Genomic DNA, 15,592 nt, shown 5'->3' with positions numbered 1-15,592 from the left:
GCGCGCTGTGGTGCGAAAGTGCCGTGTTACTGCGTGAAGGCTTTGTCAGCCCTGCCGCTGCTTGTGCCGCGGGTTCTCGCAGATCACCATGACCCGGCCGTGCCGGCGGATCACCTTGCACTTGTCGCAGATCTTCTTGACGCTCGGGTTGACCTTCATCGAGCTACTTTCTTCGACAGGTGTTGGTGGTGTTACTTGTACCGATAGACGATCCGACCCCGGGTGAGGTCGTACGGCGACAGCTCCACGACGACCCGGTCCTCGGGGAGGATCCGGATGTAGTGCTGCCTCATCTTGCCGCTGATGTGCGCGAGCACCTTGTGCCCGTTGGACAGCTCAACACGGAACATCGCGTTCGGCAGGGCCTCGACGATGGTGCCCTCGAGTTCGATTACTCCCTCTTTTTTGGGCATGTCCTCGCACTTCTGTAGACGTGACTGGCTATGGCTACAAAGAGCCAAGGAAAAAGTGTACGCCACGCGCGCGATTGAACCCAATTGGGCCCTCAGCGGGTACTCTCCAGCTCCGCCAGGTGCTCGGCACCCCAGTCGTCCAGTGGCATCAAGGCGACGTTGAGTGACTCCCCGAGTTCGGTGAGTGAGTACTCGACCTTGGGTGGCACCTGGTGGAAAACCTCGCGGTGCACGATGTCGCGCGACTCCAGCTCTCGCAGCTGCTGGATCAGCATCTTCTCGGTCACCCCGGAGATCTCCCGGCGCAGCTCCCCGAACCGCATCGGCCCGTGGTGCAGCGCCCACAGGATCCGCGGCTTCCACTTCCCGCCGATCACGTCGGCCGCCGCGTCCAGACCACAGGTGTACGCGCGCATACTTACCTTTCCGTCAGTACCACACTATTTAGTGGGTACTTGTCCATCCTAAAGCGTTGTCGCCAGGGTGGACGGCATGAAGACACCTGTCACGGTCCTGGGGCTCGGCGCGATGGGAACCGCCCTCGCCCGCGCCTTCCTGGCCGCCGGCCACCCGACCACCGTCTGGAACCGCACCCCCGGCCGCTCCCCCGAACTCGACGCCCTCGGCGCCACCCGCGCCGCCACCGCCGCGGACGCTGCCGCCGCCAGTCCGCTGGTCGTCGTCTGCCTGCTGGTCGACGCGACCGTCCGCACGGCCCTGGACGGACTCGACCTCACCGGTCGCACCGTCGTCAACCTCACCAACTCCACCCCGGAGCAGTCCAGGGCCACCGCGGAACGACTCGCCTCGGCGGGTGCTTCGTACCTCGACGGCGGCATCATGGCCGTTCCCCCGATGATCGGCACACCAGGCGCCTTCATCTTCTACAGCGGCCCGCAGGACGTGTTCGAGCAGCACCGCCCGGCGCTCGAGGTGCTGGCGCGACCGGCGTACGTCGGCACGGACCCCGGGCTCGCCGCGCTGTACGACATCGCGTTGCTGAGCGGGATGTACGGCCTGTTCGGCGGTGCCCAGCACGCCCTCGCCCTCATCACCAGCGCAAACATCCCGGCAGCCGACTTCACCCAGCAGTTCCTGCTCCCCTGGCTGACAGCCATGCTCACGAGCATCCCGAACATGGCTAGGCAACTCGACAACGGTCCTGTGGATACGGCCGATTCGAATCTGGCGATGCAATCAGCTGCCTACGAGAACCTGGTCACGACAGCACAGAAGCAAGGTGTCGACCCAAGCCTGCTGACCCCGATGGGCGAGTTGCTGCGGCGGGCGGTGGCTGCCGGCCATGAGGACGAAGGGCTGTCCGCGCTGGTGGGGCTGCTCAGGACTGCTGGCTAGCCGCCCACTGTTCGCCGGCGCGCCAGACCTGCTCCGGCATCAGGTCGAGCAGGTCGCAGGCCGCGTCCAGCTGGGCGAGCGCGGTGCCGGAATCGCGGTACGCCGGAAGAATCGCGATGAACCGCCGCCCCTCGCAGCTGAACCCGAACTCCGGTACGTCGGCCAGCGCCTCGGCCGCCCGCGGATGCAGCACCGCCAGCGCGTGATCCTCACGCCCGTTGAACAGCCGGTACTGCGTGGACAGCCCATCGACCACGATCGGCAACGGCAACAGGCTCGCCGCCGCGACCGGGGCGAGCCGCGCGGGCAGCACCTGCAACGGCGGGAGCGGCCGGTCCACCTGCAGATCCAGGAAGTCGAAGCCGAGCTCACGCCGCCGTACCTTGTGCCGGAACCGTCCGGTCCAGAACTCCCGCCCGCGATGCCGGCCGGACGTCACGTCCGTGACCTCGGCGTCCGGGTCCGCGTCGAACGGTGGGAACGGCCAACGATCCAGCAACTCGTCCGCGGACGCACTGACCCGCCAGCCGAGCTGGCCGGCGGCGTCCACCCACTCGCGGCGCCGGCGGTTCTCCCCCAGCCGCAGGCCGAGGGTCAGCCCGACCAGCGCGAGGAACCAGACCAGCACGAACCACCCGACCCAGCGCGGCTCCAGCAACAGCCCGGCGATCGCCAGCGGTACGGCGACCACGAACCAGATCACGTAGACGATGGCGGCCCCTTGGTGCAGCTGCCACGCCCAGACCGGCCGCAGCCGCGGACCACTCGCTCGGCGACTGACCCGGGCCGACGTCAACGGCGCCTGCCGAGACCGCCCAGGGCGATGATCGCCCACGGGATCAGCAGCCAGACCGGCCAGAAGTGCGGCCAGTGCCCGCCGTTGCCGAGGCCGATCACGAACCAGATCACGACGTTGATCGCCACCACGCCGGTGAAACCGCCCCCCAGCGCGCCGATCCCGTGCCGGTGCGGGCGGCGGTCCCGTTGCCGCTCCGGGAAGTTGCCCGGCTCCGGCGCGGGCTTGGGGTCCTGCACCGCCGCGGGCGTCTCGTACGTCCGGACGGCCGGCAGGTCACGCACCAGCGGCTCGAGCTCGCCGTACGTCTGGACCGTGTAGAGTCGGTCGAGCCGGGACGAGAACTCCGGCTGGTCCAGCCGCCCGTCCGCGAACGCATCCCGCAACCGCCCGGCGATCTTGTCGCGGTCGGCTTCGGTGAAACGCTGGTGCGGCTGGTACTGAGGCATGTCTCAAGTGTGCCTCAGCTCCGGTCCCCTCCGCGTCCCCCGACGGGTGGACCCACAGGGTCCGTCAGTCGGGTGCGGGAGTCAGTCGGCCAGGGGGCCGATCTTCACGCCGAGCTTGGCGAGCTCGGCCTCGCCGCCGTCGAGGGCGGTCAGCACCCACGGGCCTTGCGGAGTGAGAGTGAACGTGTGCTCGGTGTGTGCGGCGGCCTGGCCGTCGTCGGTGACCACGGTCCAGTCGTCCTCGAGCGTGTGGTTCTCCTGCTTGCCGAGCGTGAGCATCGGCTCGACGGCGAGTGCCATCCCCTCGACCAGCTTCGGTCCCTTGCCCGGGCGGCCGAAGTTCGGCACGTTCGGCGGCTGGTGCATGGCCGAGCCGATCCCGTGCCCGACGAAGTCCTCGACGATCCCGTACGACGAGTTCGCGCGGACGTGCGCCTCGACGGCCGCCGAGATGTCGGACAGCCGCCCGCCGAGCCGTGCGGCGGCGAACCCGTGCCACATCGACTCCGCGCAGATCCGGGCCAGCTCGAGCAGCTCGTCGGCGACCGCCTCCGGACCGCCGACCGGGACCGTGATCGCGGCGTCGCCGTGCCAGCCGTCGACGATCGCGCCGCAGTCGATCGAGATCAGGTCGCCGTCGGCGAGCACCCGGTCTCCCGGGATGCCGTGCACGATCTCGTCGTTCACCGACGCGCAGATCGACCCGGTGAACCCGTGGTACCCCTTGAACGACGGCGTCGCGCCGGCGGACCGGATGTTGTCCTCCGCCATCGCGTCCAGCTCGCCGGTGGTGATGCCGGCCTGCACCGCCCCGCGGAGCAGCTCCAGCGTGCGGCCGACCACCAGGCCGGCCTTGCGCATCGCCAGAATCTGCTCGCGGGTCTTGATCTCGATACCGCGGTCCCTGAAGATCACGTGCGCTCGTTACTCCGTGATCGACTTGAGGGCGGCCAGCACCCGTTCGCTGACCTCGTCGATCTCGCCGACGCCGTCGACCTCGACCAGCAGGCCGCGCTCGGCGTACACCGCGAGCAGCGGCTTGGTCTCGGCCGCGTAGACGTCCTGCCGGTGCCGGACGACCTCTTCGGAGTCGTCCGACCGGCCCTCGGTGTGCGCACGCTTCGTCATCCGCTCGACCAGTACGTCGATGTCGGCGACCAGCGCGACCACGGCGTCCAGCTTGTGGCCGTGGTCGGCCAGGATCGCGTCCAGCGTGCTCACCTGGGCCAGCGTCCGCGGGTACCCGTCGAGCAGGAAGCCGTCGCCGGCGTCGGCCTCGGACAGCCGGTCCCGCACCATCGCGTTCGTGACCTCGTCCGGGACGTAGTCGCCGGCGTCCATGTAGCGCTTCGCCTCGACACCGAGCGGCGTCTCGTCCTTCACGTTCGCACGGAAGATGTCACCGGTGGACACGGCCGGGATATTGAGGCGTTCCGCAAGCACCTTTGCCTGCGTGCCCTTGCCCGCCCCGGGCGGACCCATCAGCAACATTCTCATCAGCGCAGGAACCCTTCGTAGTTACGCTGCTGCAGCTGACTCTCGATCTGCTTCACCGTGTCCAGCCCGACGCCGACCATGATCAGGATCGACGTACCACCGAACGGGAAGTTCTGGCTCGCGTTCAGCAGGACGAGAGCCACCAGCGGGATCATCGAGATCGCCGCGAGGTAGATCGCGCCCGGCAGCGTGATGCGGTCCAACACGTACTTCAGGTATTCCTCGGTCGGCCGCCCCGCCCGGATGCCCGGGATGAAGCCGCCGTACTTCTTCATGTTGTCCGCGACTTCCTTCGGGTTGAAGGTGATCGAGACGTAGAAGTACGTGAAGAAGATGATCAGGGCGACGTACGTCACCATGTAGATCGGGTGGTCGCCCTTGACCAAGTTGCCCTGGATCCAGTTGGACCAGCTCTTGCCCTGCTGGAACTGACTGACCAGGACGGGGAGATACAGCAGGCTGGAGGCGAAGATGACCGGGATGACACCGGCCTGGTTCACCTTCAGCGGAATGTAGGTCGACGTACCGCCGAACATCTTCCGGCCGACCATCCGCTTGGCGTACTGCACCGGGATCCGGCGCTGCGCCTGCTCGATGAAGATGACCGCGGCCATGATGACCAGACCGATCGCGATCACCACGACGAAGGTGGTGACGCCCTTCTGCTTGCGGATGCTCCACAGCTGGGTCGGGAAGGTGGCGACGATCTGGGTGAAGATCAGGATCGACATGCCGTTGCCGACACCACGGTCGGTGATCAGCTCACCCAGCCACATGATCACGCCGGTACCGGCGGTCATGGTCAGCACCATGACGGCGATCGTGAACCAGTCGTCCTTGTAGAGCAGCGGCTCGGTGCAGCCCTGGAACAGCCGGCCCGGCGTCCGGGCGAGCGCCACGAACGCGGTCGACTGCAGGATCGCCAGCCCGACCGTCAGGAACCGGGTGTACTGGGTGATCTTGGCCTGTCCCGCCTGGCCTTCCTTCTTCAGCGACTCCAGCCGCGGGATCACCACGGTGAGCAGCTGCAGGATAATGCTGGCGGTGATGTACGGCATGATGCCGAGCGCGAAGATCGCGAGCTGCAGCAGTGCCCCGCCGGAGAACAGGTTGATCAGGTTGTACAGGTTGGCGTTCGCGCCGCCCTGGGAGATCTTGATACAAGTGTGCAGCGACTGAACGTTCACACCCGGAGCCGGCACCACGGAGCCGATCCGGAAGATCACGACAATGAAGAGCACGAACAAGATCTTCCGGCGCAGGTCCGGCGTCTTGAACGCGTTGGCGAAGGCGCTTAACACCCTGTCCTCCCACAAGTTTCCCTGGCCGCGGGCACGGCAGGGGCCTAGCTAAGCCTCTGGGCAAGAGACGAGCCAGGGCCCGTCCGACCGGCGCAGGATATCAAGCACCGATCGTTACGAGCCCTGGACCTCGTGTCACACCTCGGTCGTGGTTCCCCCGGCCGCCTGGATCTTGTCCGTGGCGGACTTGGAGAACTTGTGTGCCGAGACCTGCAGTGCCACGGTCAGTTCGCCGTCACCCAGCACCTTCACCGGCTGACCACGACGTACCGCGCCCTTGGCGACCAGCTCGGCCACGCCGACCTCGCCACCCTCGGGGAACAGTTGTCCGAGCTTGTCCAGGTTAACGACCTGGAACTCCACTCGGTTCCTGCTCTTGAAGCCCTTCAGCTTCGGGAGCCGCATGTGCAGCGGCATCTGGCCACCCTCGAACCACTCGGGGATGTTGTTCCGCGCCTTGCTGCCCTTGGTACCGCGGCCGGCGGTCTTGCCCTTGCTGCCCTCACCACGACCCACGCGGGTCTTGGCGGTCTTGGCACCGGGCGCCGGACGCAGGTGGTGAACCTTGAGCGCCATGTCAGTCGACCTCCTCGACGGTGATGAGGTGGCGAACCGCACGAACCATGCCCCGGACCTCGGGCTTGTCCTCGTGGACCGCGCTGTCGCCGATCCGCTTGACGCCCAGGGTGCGCAACGTGTCGCGCTGGTTCTGCTTGCCACCGATGCCCGAACGGGTCTGGGTCACCTTCAGGCGTGCCATCAGGAAGCCACCTCCGCCCGCGCCTTCAGCAGCGCTGCCGGAGCGACGTGCTCCACCGGCAGGCCACGGCGCGCGGCCACGGCCTCCGGGGTCTCCAGGCTGCGCAGCGCCTCAACGGTGGCGTGCACCACGTTGATGGAGTTGGACGAGCCCAGCGACTTGCTGAGGATGTCGTGGATCCCGGCGCACTCCAGTACGGCGCGCGCCGAGCCGCCCGCGATCACACCGGTACCGGGCGCGGCCGGACGCAGCATGACCACGCCGGCAGCCTTCTCGCCCTGGACCGGGTGCGGGATGGTGCCCTGGATCCTCGGCACCTTGAAGAACGCCTTCTTGGCCTCCTCGACACCCTTGGCGATCGCCGCGGGCACCTCCTTGGCCTTGCCGTAACCCACACCGACGGTGCCTTCACCGTCACCGACGACCACAAGGGCGGTGAAGCTGAAGCGCCGACCACCCTTCACGACCTTGGCGACCCGGTTGATGGCTACCACGCGCTCGATGTAGGCGGTCTTGTCCGCCTGCTGACCACGACCTCCGTCGCGGCCACGGCGCTCACCACCGGCGCCGCCTCCGCGACGCTGCTGGCCTCCGCTCATTTCGAACTACCTTCCTTTGTGTACGCCATGTCAGAACCCGAGCCCGCCCTCACGAGCGGCATCGGCCAGGGCCGCGATCCGGCCGTGGTACTTGTTCCCGGCGCGGTCGAAGACGACCGCGTCGATGCCGGCTGCCTTGGCGCGGTCGGCGATCAGGCCGCCGACGGTCTTGGCCTTGTCGGTCTTGTTGTCCGCCGCGCCGCGCAGGTCGGTCTCCATGGTGGAGGCGGAGACCAGCGTCTTGCCGGCGACGTCGTCGATCACCTGAACGAACAGGTGCCGCGACGACTTGGTGACCACCAGGCGCGGCCGGTCGGCCGTGCCGTTGATCTTCTTCCGGACGCGAATCTGGCGCCGCGTACGCGAGGCCGTCTTCTTGGCGGAGTGCTTGTTGTGCCGCAGTCCGATCGCCATGGTTACTTACCAGCCTTTCCGACCTTGCGACGCACCTGCTCGCCCGCGTAGCGGACACCCTTGCCCTTGTACGGCTCGGGCTTGCGCAGCTTGCGGATGTTGGCGGCGACCTCGCCGACCGACTGCTTGTCGATACCGATCACCGAGAACCGGGTCGGCGCCTCGACGTTGAACGTGATGCCTTCCGGCGCGTCCACCGTGATGGTGTGGCTGTAGCCGAGCGAGAACTCCAGCTGGGTCGGGCCCTTGGAGATCACCCGGTAACCAACGCCGACGATCTCGAGCTTCTTCTCGTACCCGTCCGTCACGCCGGTCACCAGGTTGGCGATCAGCGTGCGGGACAGCCCGTGCAGTTCCTTGCTCTTGCGCAGGTCGTCCGGACGCGTGACGGCGATCGCGCCGTCGTCGTCCCGGTTGACCGCGATCGGCTCAGCGACGACGTGCGACAGCTGACCCTTCGGACCCTTCACGGTGACCGTCTGGCCGTCGATCGTGACGTCGACGCCGGACGGGACCGTGACCGGGAGCTTACCGATGCGAGACATTTCTGAGGTCCTCCTTCCGGTTCTTCGTCACCAGACGTAGGCGAGGACTTCCCCGCCAACGCCCTTGTTCTTGGCCTGACGGTCGGTCAGCAGGCCCTGGGACGTCGAGATGATCGCGACGCCCAGGCCACCGAGGACCTTCGGCAGGTTGGTCGACTTCGCGTAGACCCGCAGGCCCGGCTTCGAGATCCGGCGAACACCCGCGATGGAGCGCTCCCGGCTCGGGCCGAACTTGAGGTCGACGATCAGGGTCTTGCCGACGGCGCCCTCCTTGGGCTCCTCGACCTTGTAGGAGGCGATGTAGCCCTCCTGCTGGAGAATGTCGGCGATGCCCTGCTTGATCTTGCTGTACGGCATCGTGGTCGACTCGTGGTACGCCTGGTTGGCGTTCCGCAGACGCGTCAACATGTCTGCGATCGGGTCGGTCATCGTCATGGCCTGGGGCCTCTTTCCCGCCGTGGTTTCGCCGTTCGGCGACCTACGGTGACTAGATGGTGGTGAATGGGGAGAAGTTCGGGGGTGGAGACGGTCACCAGCTGGACTTGGTGACACCGGGCAGCTCGCCCCGGTGCGCCATTTCCCGCAGGCAGATCCGGCAGAGGCCGAACTTGCGGAAGACCGCCTTCGGCCGGCCGCAGCGCTGGCAGCGCGTGTAGCCACGCACCGCGAACTTCGGCTTCCGGGCCTGCTTGACCTTGAGTGCTGTCTTCGCCACGTCAGTTCTCCTTGAACGGGAAGCCGAGCGCCCGCAGCAGGGCCCGACCCTCGTCGTCGTTCGTCGCGGTGGTCACCACGGTGATGTCCATACCCCGGACCCGGTCGATGCGGTCCTGGTTGATCTCGTGGAACATCACCTGCTCGGTCAGACCGAAGGTGTAGTTCCCGGTGCCGTCGAACTGCTTCGGGGACAGGCCGCGGAAGTCGCGGATCCGGGGCAGCGCGAGCGCCAGCAGTCGGTCCAGGAACTCCCACATCCGGTCGCCGCGCAGCGTCACGTGGGCGCCGATCGGCATCCCCTCGCGCAGCTTGAACTGCGCGATCGACTTGCGGGCCTTGGTGACCTGGGCCTTCTGGCCGGTGATCGCGGCCAGGTCCTTCACCGCGCCCTCGATCAGCTTCGCGTCCCGGGCCGCCTCGCCGACACCCATGTTCACCACGATCTTGGTGAGCCCGGGCACCTGCATGACGTTCTCGAACCGGAACTGCTCCTGCAGCTGGCCGACGATCTCCTCGCGGTACTTCGTCTTCAGCCGCGGCTGGACCTTGGTCTCGGTAACTGCCGTGCTCATCAGATCTCCTCGCCGGTACGCCGGGCGATCCGGACGCTCCGGTAACCGGTGTACGTCGAACCGTCCGGACGGCGCTTCTGCACCTCGACGCGGTTGTAGCCGACGCGGGTGGTCACCTTCTGCTTCTTGCCGTCCTTCTCGACCTCGACGACGAGCATCACGTTCGAGACGTGGATCGGGGCTTCCTGGGTGACGATGCCACCGGTGGTGCCGCCGCGCTGGGCCTGCTGCACCTTGGTGTGCTTCTTCACCCGGTTGACGCCCTCGACGATGACCTTCTCGTCGTTCGGGAAGACCTGGATGATCTTGCCCTCGAGGCCCTTCGAGCGACCCGAGATCACGCGGACCTGGTCACCCTTCTTCACGTGCAGCTTCTTCTGCTGAGCCATCTCAGAGCACCTCCGGTGCGAGCGAGATGATCTTCATGAAGCGCTTCTCACGCAGTTCCCGGCCCACCGGGCCGAAGATACGGGTACCGCGCGGCTCGCCGTCGGCCTTCAGGATCACCGCGGCGTTCTCGTCGAAGCGGATGTAGGAGCCATCCGGACGCCGGCGCTCCTTCACGGTCCGCACGATGACCGCCTTGACGACGTCACCCTTCTTCACACCACCGCCGGGGATCGCGTCCTTGACGGTGGCGACGATCGTGTCACCGACACCGGCGTAGCGCCGACCGGAGCCACCGAGAACGCGGATGCAAAGGATCTCCTTCGCGCCCGTGTTGTCGGCGACCTTCAGTCGCGACTCCTGCTGGATCATCTGTTGATCTCCTGGTTGTCTCGCTGGTTCTCAGCTGCGCCGAGCCTTGCGGAACGAATAATTTCGATTGGTTGCCGATCGCACCTGTGCTGTCCGGTGCGGGCGGGAACTACTTGGCCTTCTCGAGGATCTCGACGATGCGCCAGCGCTTGGTCGCCGACAGCGGCCGGGTCTCCATCAGGAGGACGCGGTCGCCGATACCGGCGGCGTTCTGCTCGTCGTGCGCCTTGAGCTTGCTGGTACGCCGGATGACCTTGCCGTACAGCTTGTGCTTGACGCGGTCCTCGACCTCGACCACGACGGTCTTGTCCATCTTGTCGCTCAGCACCAGACCCACCCGGGTCTTGCGGTGGCTGCGCGCCTCGGGCGTCGTGCTCACGGTCTCGTCCTTCACGTTCTCGGTCATGCGTTGGCCTTCTCACTGTCGTCCGCAGCGTCCTCGGCCGCGGCCTCCTCGGCCGGGGCGTCGACCTCTTCGGTGATGCCGAGCGCACGCTCGGACAGCACCGTGTAGATGCGGGCGATGTCCTTCTTGACGGCACGCAGCCGACCGTGGGACTCCAGCTGGCCCGTGGCAGCCTGGAACCGGAGGTTGAACAGCTCCTCCTTGGCTTCGCCGAGCTTGGTCATCAGCTCGTCCCGCCCGAGGTTGCGCAGCTCGGCTGCGGTCACGGTGGTAGCCATCAGTTCTCACCTGCCTCTCGGGAAATGAAGCGGCACTTCATCGGCAACTTGTGGATCGCGCGGCGCATCGCCTCGCGAGCGATGTCCTCCGGTACGCCGGACAGCTCGAACAGCACGCGTCCGGCCTTGACGTTGGCGATCCACCACTCCGGCGAGCCCTTGCCGGAACCCATGCGGGTTTCGGCCGGCTTCTTGGTCAGCGGGCGGTCCGGGTAGATGTTGATCCACACCTTGCCGCCACGCTTGATGTGCCGCGTCATCGCAATGCGCGCGGCCTCGATCTGCCGGTTGGTGACGTAGTGGTTCTCCAGCGCCTGGATACCGAACTCACCGAACGCCAGCGTAGTACCGCCCTTGGCGGCGCCGGAGCGCCCCGGGTGGTGCTGCTTGCGGTGCTTGACCTTGCGGGGGATGAGCACGGTTCAGCTCTCCGTTCCGGTCGTCTCGGCAGCCTTGTCGGCAGCCGGCGCAGTCGTCGTCTCGGCGGCCGCAGCCGCGTTGTTGTCGTTGCGCGAGTCCCGGCGGTCGCCACCACGGCCACCACGGCCGCCCCGGTCGCCACCGCGACCGCCACGGTCACCGCGGTCGCCACCGTCGCGGCGGGCCGGACGGCCACGCTGCTGGGTAGCGGCCCGGGCCGCGGCCTGCGCCTCGCGCTCCGCGCGGGTGCCGGCGACGTCGCCCTTGTAGATCCAGACCTTCACGCCGATCCGGCCGAAGGTCGTCCGGGCCTCGTAGAAGCCGTAGTCGATGTCGGCCCGCAGCGTGTGCAGCGGGACGCGGCCCTCGCGGTAGAACTCCGACCGCGACATTTCCGCGCCACCGAGCCGGCCGGAGCACTGGATCCGGATGCCCAGGGCGCCGCCACGCATGGTGGTCTGCATCGCCTTGCGCATCGCGCGGCGGAACGCCACGCGGCCGGACAGCTGCTCGGCCACACCCTGTGCGACCAGCTGGGCGTCGACCTCGGCGTTCTTCACCTCGAGGATGTTCAGCTGCACCTGCTTGCCGGTGAGCTCCTCCAGCGAGCCGCGGATGCGGTCCGCCTCGGCGCCACGGCGGCCGATCACGATGCCCGGACGGGCGGTGTGGATGTCGACCCGGACCCGGTCACGGGTGCGCTCGATCTCCACGCGGGAGATGCCGGCGCGCTCCATGCCCTTGCTCAGCAGGCGACGGATCTTGACGTCCTCGCCCACGTAGTCCTTGTACAGCTTGTCGGCGTACCAACGGCTCTTGTGGTCGGTGCTGATGCCGAGACGGAACCCGTGCGGGTTTACCTTCTGTCCCACGTCAGGACTCCTTCTTCTCAGCGGTGGCCTTCTTGGCAGCCGTCTTCTTGGCGGTCGCCTTCTTGGCCGGCTTCTCGGCGGCCTCGTCCTTGACGGGGGCGTCGGCAGCCTTCTTGGCGGCCTTCTTCGCCGGAGCCTTGGTGTCCGCGTCCGCCGACTTCTTGGCGGCCGCCTTCTTGGCCGGCGCCTTCTCGACGGGCTCGTCGGTCTCCCGCGGGCCGACGACCACGGTGATGTGGCTCGTCCGCTTGTCGATCCGGGTGGCCCGGCCCTGTGCACGCGGGCGGTGACGCTTCAGCGTCGGCCCCTCGTCCACGAAGGCCTTGACGACGATCAGGTCGCCCCGGCTCAGGTGTTCGGTGCCCTCGGCGTTCGCCGCGGCGCTGTCGACGACCTTGTACACGGTCGCGGCAGCGGCCTGCGGGGCGAACTTCAGAGTGGCGAGTGCGTCGTCGACGCCCAGACCGCGCACCAGGTCGACCACGCGGCGCGCCTTCATCGGCGTCACGCGGACGAAGCGCGCGACCGCGAAGGCCCCGGGCTGCTCGCCCAGCAGGCTCTCGCGACGGGCGCTGATCGCCCTACGCTCTTGAACGCTCATGATGTTCGAATCTCTCCGTAGATTGCTTTCGCTTCGTCACTGATCACAAAGATCAGCGACGCCGTGACTTCCGGTCGTCCTTCTCGTGACCCTTGAACGTCCGGGTCGGGGCGAACTCGCCGAGCTTGTGCCCGACCATCGAGTCCGTCACGAACACCGGCACGTGCTTGCGGCCGTCGTGCACCGCAATCGTGTGGCCGATCATGTCCGGCACGATCATCGATCGGCGGGACCAGGTCTTGATGACGTTGTGGGTGCCCTTCTCGTTCTGCACCTCCACCTTCTTTGCCAGGTGGTGGTCGACGAACGGGCCCTTCTTCAGGCTGCGTGGCATTCTGGCCGGCTCCTATCAGCGCTTCTTGCCGGCCTTGCGGCGCCGGACGATCATGCGGTCGCTTTCCTTGCGGGTACGGGTCCGGCCTTCCGGCTGACCCCACGGGGACACCGGGTGGCGACCACCCGAGGTCTTACCCTCACCACCACCGTGCGGGTGGTCGACCGGGTTCATCGCGACACCGCGGACGGTCGGGCGCTTGCCCTTCCAGCGCATCCGGCCCGCCTTGCCCCAGTTGATGTTCGACTGCTCGCCGTTGCCGACCTCACCGAGGGTGGCGCGGCAGCGCACGTCGACCATCCGGACCTCGCCGGACGGCATCCGCAGGGTGGCCATCCGGCCTTCCTTCGCGACCAGCTGGATGCTGGAACCGGCGGAGCGGGCCATCTTGGCACCGCCGCCCGGCCGCAGCTCCACCGCGTGCACCGTCGAACCGACCGGGATGTTGCGCAGCGGCAGGTTGTTGCCCACCTTGATGTCGGCGGCCGGGCCGTTCTCGACGATCGTGCCCTGCTGCAGGTTGGACGGGGCGAGGATGTAGCGCTTCTCGCCGTCCACGTAGTGCAGCAGCGCGATCCGCGCGGTGCGGTTCGGGTCGTACTCGATGTGCGCGACCTTGGCCGGCACGCCGTCCTTGTCGTAGCGCTTGAAGTCGATCAGCCGGTACGCCCGCTTGTGACCGCCACCGTGGTGCCGGGTGGTGATCTTGCCGGAGCTGTTCCGGCCGCCCTTCTTCGGCAGCGGACGCAGCAGCGACTTCTCGGGGGTCGAACGGGTGAGCTCGACGAAGTCGGCCACGCTCGAGCCACGGCGGCCCGGCGTTGTCGGCTTGTACTTGCGGATTCCCATTACGACTGGCCTCCGAAGATATCGATGCGGTCGTCGCCCTTGAGGGTCACGATCGCCCGCTTGGTGTCCGGGCGCTTGCCGAAGCCGGACCGGGTCCGGCGCCGCTTGCCCTTGCGGTTCAGGGTGTTGACGTCGCTGACCTTGACCTTGAACACCTTCTCGACCGCGAGCTTGATCTCGGTCTTGTTGGCGTCCGGCGCGACCTCGAACGTGTACTTCTGCTCGTCCAGCAGGCCGTAGCTCTTCTCGCTCACGACCGGCCGGAGCAGCACGTCCCGGGGGTCCTTGTTGACTCCGTGACTCATGCTTCTACCTCCTCGGCCTCAGTCGACGTGGCGACGGCCTTGACGGACTTTCCCTTGGGCGCGCCGGCGACGAAGGCGTCGAGCGCGGCCTTGGTGAACACGACCGAGTCGCTGACCAGAACGTCGTACGCGTTCAGCTGGTCGGCGGCGATCAGGTGGACCTGCTGCGCGTTGCGCAGGCTCATCCAGGTGAGCTCGTCGGCGCGGTCGACGACGACCAGCGCCTTGCCGGGCTCGGTCACCTCGCCCAGCACCTTCAGGGCCGACTTGGTGGAGGGCTTGTCGCCGTCCACGAAGCTCTCGACCACGAACACCTGGCCGTCGCGGGCCCGGTCGGACAGCGCACCGCGGAGCGCGGCGGCGATCATCTTCTTCGGGGTCCGCTGGCTGTAGTCACGCGGCACCGGGCCGTGGACGACGCCACCACCGGTGAACTGCGGCGCGCGGGTCGAGCCCTGACGGGCGCGACCGGTGCCCTTCTGGCGGTACGGCTTGGCGCCACCGCCGGACACCTCGCCCCGGCTCTTCGCCTTGGCGGTGCCCTGACGGGCCGCGGCCAGCTGGGCCACCACGACCTGGTGGATCAGCGGCACGTTGACCTGGACGTCGAACAGCTCGGCCGGAAGCTCGGCGGCACCCGACTTGGTGACCTTGTCGCCCTTCACGGCGACGACATCGACGGTGCTCACTTCGCAGCTCCCTTCGCGGCATTGCGGATCAGCACCAGGCCGCCCTTGGGGCCGGGGACTGCGCCCTTGATCAGGATCAGACCGCGCTCGACGTCCACCGCGTGGACGCTGACGTTCTGGGTGGTGACCTGCTCGTGGCCCATCCGGCCCGCCATCCGCAGGCCCTTGAAGACCCGGCCCGGCGTGGCGCAGCCGCCGATGGAACCCGGCGAGCGGTGCTTCTTGTGCACACCGTGGGTGGCCCGCAGACCGTGGAAGCCGTGCCGCTTCATCACACCGGCGAAGCCCTTGCCCTTGCTGGTCGCGGAAACGTCCACCCGCTCACCGGCACCGAAGGCCTCGGCCTTGATCTCCTGGCCCAGCGTGTACTCGCTGGCGTCGGCGGTGCGCAGCTCCAGCAGGTGGCGCCGCGGCGTCACGCCGGCCTTGTCGAAGTGACCACGCATGGGCTTGGTCACCTTGCGCGGGTCGATGTCGCCGAAGGCGATCTGGACGCCGTCGTAGCCGTCCCGGTCCGACGTACGGACACCGGTGACGACGCACGGGCCGGCCTGGACCACGGTGACGGGGACGACGCGGTTGTTCTCGTCCCAGGTCTGGGTCATGCCGAGCTTGGTGCCCAGCAGCCCCTTCGTGTTCTTGTGCTTGCTCATTGGTCTT

28 protein-coding genes and 1 pseudogene are annotated in these 15,592 nt (G+C 67.5%); 1 reads left to right on the top strand and 28 read right to left on the bottom strand.

The features are described 5' to 3' along the window. Nucleotides 1-45: 45 nt before the first annotated feature. The 3 genes from rpmJ to ACFV9C_RS26820 all read right to left on the bottom strand — a co-directional run bounded on the left by rpmJ (nucleotide 46) and on the right by ACFV9C_RS26820 (nucleotide 829). Complete coding sequence (gene rpmJ, locus ACFV9C_RS26830; protein WP_008361054.1) at nucleotides 46-159, bottom strand: 50S ribosomal protein L36; 114 nt, start codon at nucleotides 157-159, stop codon at nucleotides 46-48. Nucleotides 160-191: 32 nt separating this feature from the next. Then, entirely contained in the window at nucleotides 192-413 is a 222-nt protein-coding gene (gene infA / locus ACFV9C_RS26825; RefSeq protein WP_012923661.1) for a translation initiation factor IF-1, read from the bottom strand. Nucleotides 414-505: 92 nt separating this feature from the next. Then, nucleotides 506-829 carry a winged helix-turn-helix transcriptional regulator gene (locus ACFV9C_RS26820; protein ID WP_380197877.1) on the bottom strand — a complete coding sequence of 108 codons (324 nt, stop codon included), beginning with the start codon at nucleotides 827-829 and terminating at the stop codon, nucleotides 506-508. A gap of 76 nt (nucleotides 830-905) precedes the next feature. Between ACFV9C_RS26820 and ACFV9C_RS26815 the strand changes: the two genes are divergently transcribed. Next, nucleotides 906-1,769 carry an NAD(P)-dependent oxidoreductase gene (locus ACFV9C_RS26815; RefSeq protein ID WP_380197874.1) on the top strand — a complete coding sequence of 288 codons (864 nt, stop codon included), beginning with the start codon at nucleotides 906-908 and terminating at the stop codon, nucleotides 1,767-1,769. Here the strand turns inward: ACFV9C_RS26815 and ACFV9C_RS26810 are convergent. The 25 genes and pseudogenes from ACFV9C_RS26810 to rplC all read right to left on the bottom strand — a co-directional run bounded on the left by ACFV9C_RS26810 (nucleotide 1,753) and on the right by rplC (nucleotide 15,585). Further along, a complete protein-coding gene (locus ACFV9C_RS26810; RefSeq protein ID WP_380197872.1) occupies nucleotides 1,753-2,565 on the bottom strand; it encodes a hypothetical protein in 813 nt (270 codons plus the stop codon). The genes ACFV9C_RS26815 and ACFV9C_RS26810 overlap by 17 nt on opposite strands. Then, nucleotides 2,562-3,014 carry a DUF1707 domain-containing protein gene (locus ACFV9C_RS26805; RefSeq protein WP_380197870.1) on the bottom strand — a complete coding sequence of 151 codons (453 nt, stop codon included), beginning with the start codon at nucleotides 3,012-3,014 and terminating at the stop codon, nucleotides 2,562-2,564. The genes ACFV9C_RS26810 and ACFV9C_RS26805 overlap by 4 nt, the downstream gene beginning before the upstream one ends. Before the next feature lie 81 nt (nucleotides 3,015-3,095). Next, a complete protein-coding gene (gene map / locus ACFV9C_RS26800; RefSeq protein ID WP_380197869.1) occupies nucleotides 3,096-3,929 on the bottom strand; it encodes a type I methionyl aminopeptidase in 834 nt (277 codons plus the stop codon). A gap of 9 nt (nucleotides 3,930-3,938) precedes the next feature. After that, nucleotides 3,939-4,511 (bottom strand): adenylate kinase, encoded by a 573-nt coding sequence (locus ACFV9C_RS26795; RefSeq protein WP_380197867.1) that lies wholly within the window; start codon nucleotides 4,509-4,511, stop codon nucleotides 3,939-3,941. Then, a complete protein-coding gene (gene secY / locus ACFV9C_RS26790; RefSeq protein WP_380197866.1) occupies nucleotides 4,511-5,812 on the bottom strand; it encodes a preprotein translocase subunit SecY in 1,302 nt (433 codons plus the stop codon). The genes ACFV9C_RS26795 and secY overlap by 1 nt, the downstream gene beginning before the upstream one ends. A 135-nt stretch (nucleotides 5,813-5,947) precedes the next feature. Further along, entirely contained in the window at nucleotides 5,948-6,388 is a 441-nt protein-coding gene (rplO, locus tag ACFV9C_RS26785; RefSeq protein ID WP_130441472.1) for a 50S ribosomal protein L15, read from the bottom strand. Nucleotide 6,389: 1 nt separating this feature from the next. After that, nucleotides 6,390-6,572: a 50S ribosomal protein L30 gene (gene rpmD / locus ACFV9C_RS26780; protein WP_130384629.1), complete on the bottom strand. Its 183-nt coding sequence runs from the start codon at nucleotides 6,570-6,572 to the stop codon at nucleotides 6,390-6,392. Beyond that, a complete protein-coding gene (gene rpsE, locus ACFV9C_RS26775; protein ID WP_380197864.1) occupies nucleotides 6,572-7,171 on the bottom strand; it encodes a 30S ribosomal protein S5 in 600 nt (199 codons plus the stop codon). Before rpsE ends, rpmD begins: the two co-directional genes overlap by 1 nt. A gap of 30 nt (nucleotides 7,172-7,201) precedes the next feature. Then, the gene (rplR, locus tag ACFV9C_RS26770; protein WP_380197862.1) at nucleotides 7,202-7,585 is read right to left on the bottom strand and encodes a 50S ribosomal protein L18; all 384 of its coding nucleotides are present in this window, start codon (nucleotides 7,583-7,585) and stop codon (nucleotides 7,202-7,204) included. A 2-nt stretch (nucleotides 7,586-7,587) separates the two neighbouring features. Next, a complete protein-coding gene (gene rplF, locus ACFV9C_RS26765) occupies nucleotides 7,588-8,130 on the bottom strand; it encodes a 50S ribosomal protein L6 (RefSeq protein WP_380197861.1) in 543 nt (180 codons plus the stop codon). 27 nt (nucleotides 8,131-8,157) lie between these two features. Next, nucleotides 8,158-8,565 (bottom strand): 30S ribosomal protein S8, encoded by a 408-nt coding sequence (rpsH, locus tag ACFV9C_RS26760; RefSeq protein ID WP_380197859.1) that lies wholly within the window; start codon nucleotides 8,563-8,565, stop codon nucleotides 8,158-8,160. A gap of 94 nt (nucleotides 8,566-8,659) precedes the next feature. Next, nucleotides 8,660-8,845 (bottom strand): type Z 30S ribosomal protein S14, encoded by a 186-nt coding sequence (locus ACFV9C_RS26755; RefSeq protein ID WP_012923674.1) that lies wholly within the window; start codon nucleotides 8,843-8,845, stop codon nucleotides 8,660-8,662. A gap of 1 nt (nucleotide 8,846) precedes the next feature. Continuing rightward, nucleotides 8,847-9,419 (bottom strand): 50S ribosomal protein L5, encoded by a 573-nt coding sequence (gene rplE / locus ACFV9C_RS26750; RefSeq protein ID WP_380197856.1) that lies wholly within the window; start codon nucleotides 9,417-9,419, stop codon nucleotides 8,847-8,849. After that, nucleotides 9,419-9,808: a 50S ribosomal protein L24 gene (rplX, locus tag ACFV9C_RS26745; protein WP_380197854.1), complete on the bottom strand. Its 390-nt coding sequence runs from the start codon at nucleotides 9,806-9,808 to the stop codon at nucleotides 9,419-9,421. The genes rplE and rplX overlap by 1 nt, the downstream gene beginning before the upstream one ends. A gap of 1 nt (nucleotide 9,809) precedes the next feature. Further along, on the bottom strand, nucleotides 9,810-10,178 hold the full coding sequence (gene rplN / locus ACFV9C_RS26740; RefSeq protein ID WP_077019238.1) for a 50S ribosomal protein L14: 369 nt from the start codon (nucleotides 10,176-10,178) through the stop codon (nucleotides 9,810-9,812). Between the two features lie 109 nt (nucleotides 10,179-10,287). After that, nucleotides 10,288-10,584, bottom strand: a complete 297-nt coding sequence (gene rpsQ, locus ACFV9C_RS26735; protein WP_380197852.1) for a 30S ribosomal protein S17 — start codon at nucleotides 10,582-10,584, stop codon at nucleotides 10,288-10,290. Then, a complete protein-coding gene (gene rpmC, locus ACFV9C_RS26730; protein ID WP_380197850.1) occupies nucleotides 10,581-10,862 on the bottom strand; it encodes a 50S ribosomal protein L29 in 282 nt (93 codons plus the stop codon). The genes rpsQ and rpmC overlap by 4 nt, the downstream gene beginning before the upstream one ends. Next, the gene (gene rplP / locus ACFV9C_RS26725; protein WP_380197848.1) at nucleotides 10,862-11,281 is read right to left on the bottom strand and encodes a 50S ribosomal protein L16; all 420 of its coding nucleotides are present in this window, start codon (nucleotides 11,279-11,281) and stop codon (nucleotides 10,862-10,864) included. The genes rpmC and rplP overlap by 1 nt, the downstream gene beginning before the upstream one ends. A 3-nt stretch (nucleotides 11,282-11,284) precedes the next feature. Beyond that, on the bottom strand, nucleotides 11,285-12,154 hold the full coding sequence (rpsC, locus tag ACFV9C_RS26720) for a 30S ribosomal protein S3 (protein ID WP_380197847.1): 870 nt from the start codon (nucleotides 12,152-12,154) through the stop codon (nucleotides 11,285-11,287). Nucleotides 12,155-12,287: 133 nt separating this feature from the next. Continuing rightward, nucleotides 12,288-12,755 (bottom strand): annotated as a pseudogene (rplV, locus tag ACFV9C_RS26715) (50S ribosomal protein L22); the annotation flags it as partial. Between the two features lie 52 nt (nucleotides 12,756-12,807). Then, complete coding sequence (gene rpsS, locus ACFV9C_RS26710; RefSeq protein ID WP_209692841.1) at nucleotides 12,808-13,089, bottom strand: 30S ribosomal protein S19; 282 nt, start codon at nucleotides 13,087-13,089, stop codon at nucleotides 12,808-12,810. 15 nt (nucleotides 13,090-13,104) lie between these two features. Further along, the gene (rplB, locus tag ACFV9C_RS26705; RefSeq protein WP_209692840.1) at nucleotides 13,105-13,938 is read right to left on the bottom strand and encodes a 50S ribosomal protein L2; all 834 of its coding nucleotides are present in this window, start codon (nucleotides 13,936-13,938) and stop codon (nucleotides 13,105-13,107) included. Then, nucleotides 13,938-14,243 (bottom strand): 50S ribosomal protein L23, encoded by a 306-nt coding sequence (rplW, locus tag ACFV9C_RS26700; RefSeq protein WP_130384643.1) that lies wholly within the window; start codon nucleotides 14,241-14,243, stop codon nucleotides 13,938-13,940. The genes rplB and rplW overlap by 1 nt, the downstream gene beginning before the upstream one ends. Further along, nucleotides 14,240-14,932 carry a 50S ribosomal protein L4 gene (gene rplD / locus ACFV9C_RS26695; protein ID WP_380197844.1) on the bottom strand — a complete coding sequence of 231 codons (693 nt, stop codon included), beginning with the start codon at nucleotides 14,930-14,932 and terminating at the stop codon, nucleotides 14,240-14,242. The genes rplW and rplD overlap by 4 nt, the downstream gene beginning before the upstream one ends. Further along, nucleotides 14,929-15,585: a 50S ribosomal protein L3 gene (gene rplC / locus ACFV9C_RS26690; RefSeq protein ID WP_380197842.1), complete on the bottom strand. Its 657-nt coding sequence runs from the start codon at nucleotides 15,583-15,585 to the stop codon at nucleotides 14,929-14,931. Before rplC ends, rplD begins: the two co-directional genes overlap by 4 nt. Between the last annotated feature and the right edge of the window lie 7 nt (nucleotides 15,586-15,592).

Origin of the sequence: Kribbella sp. NPDC059898 (genome assembly GCF_042730855.1) — a bacterium.
Classification (GTDB): Bacteria; Actinomycetota; Actinomycetes; order Propionibacteriales; family Kribbellaceae; genus Kribbella.
Note: the sequence above shows the minus strand (reverse complement) of the source record. Positions and strands in the feature narration are given on the sequence as shown.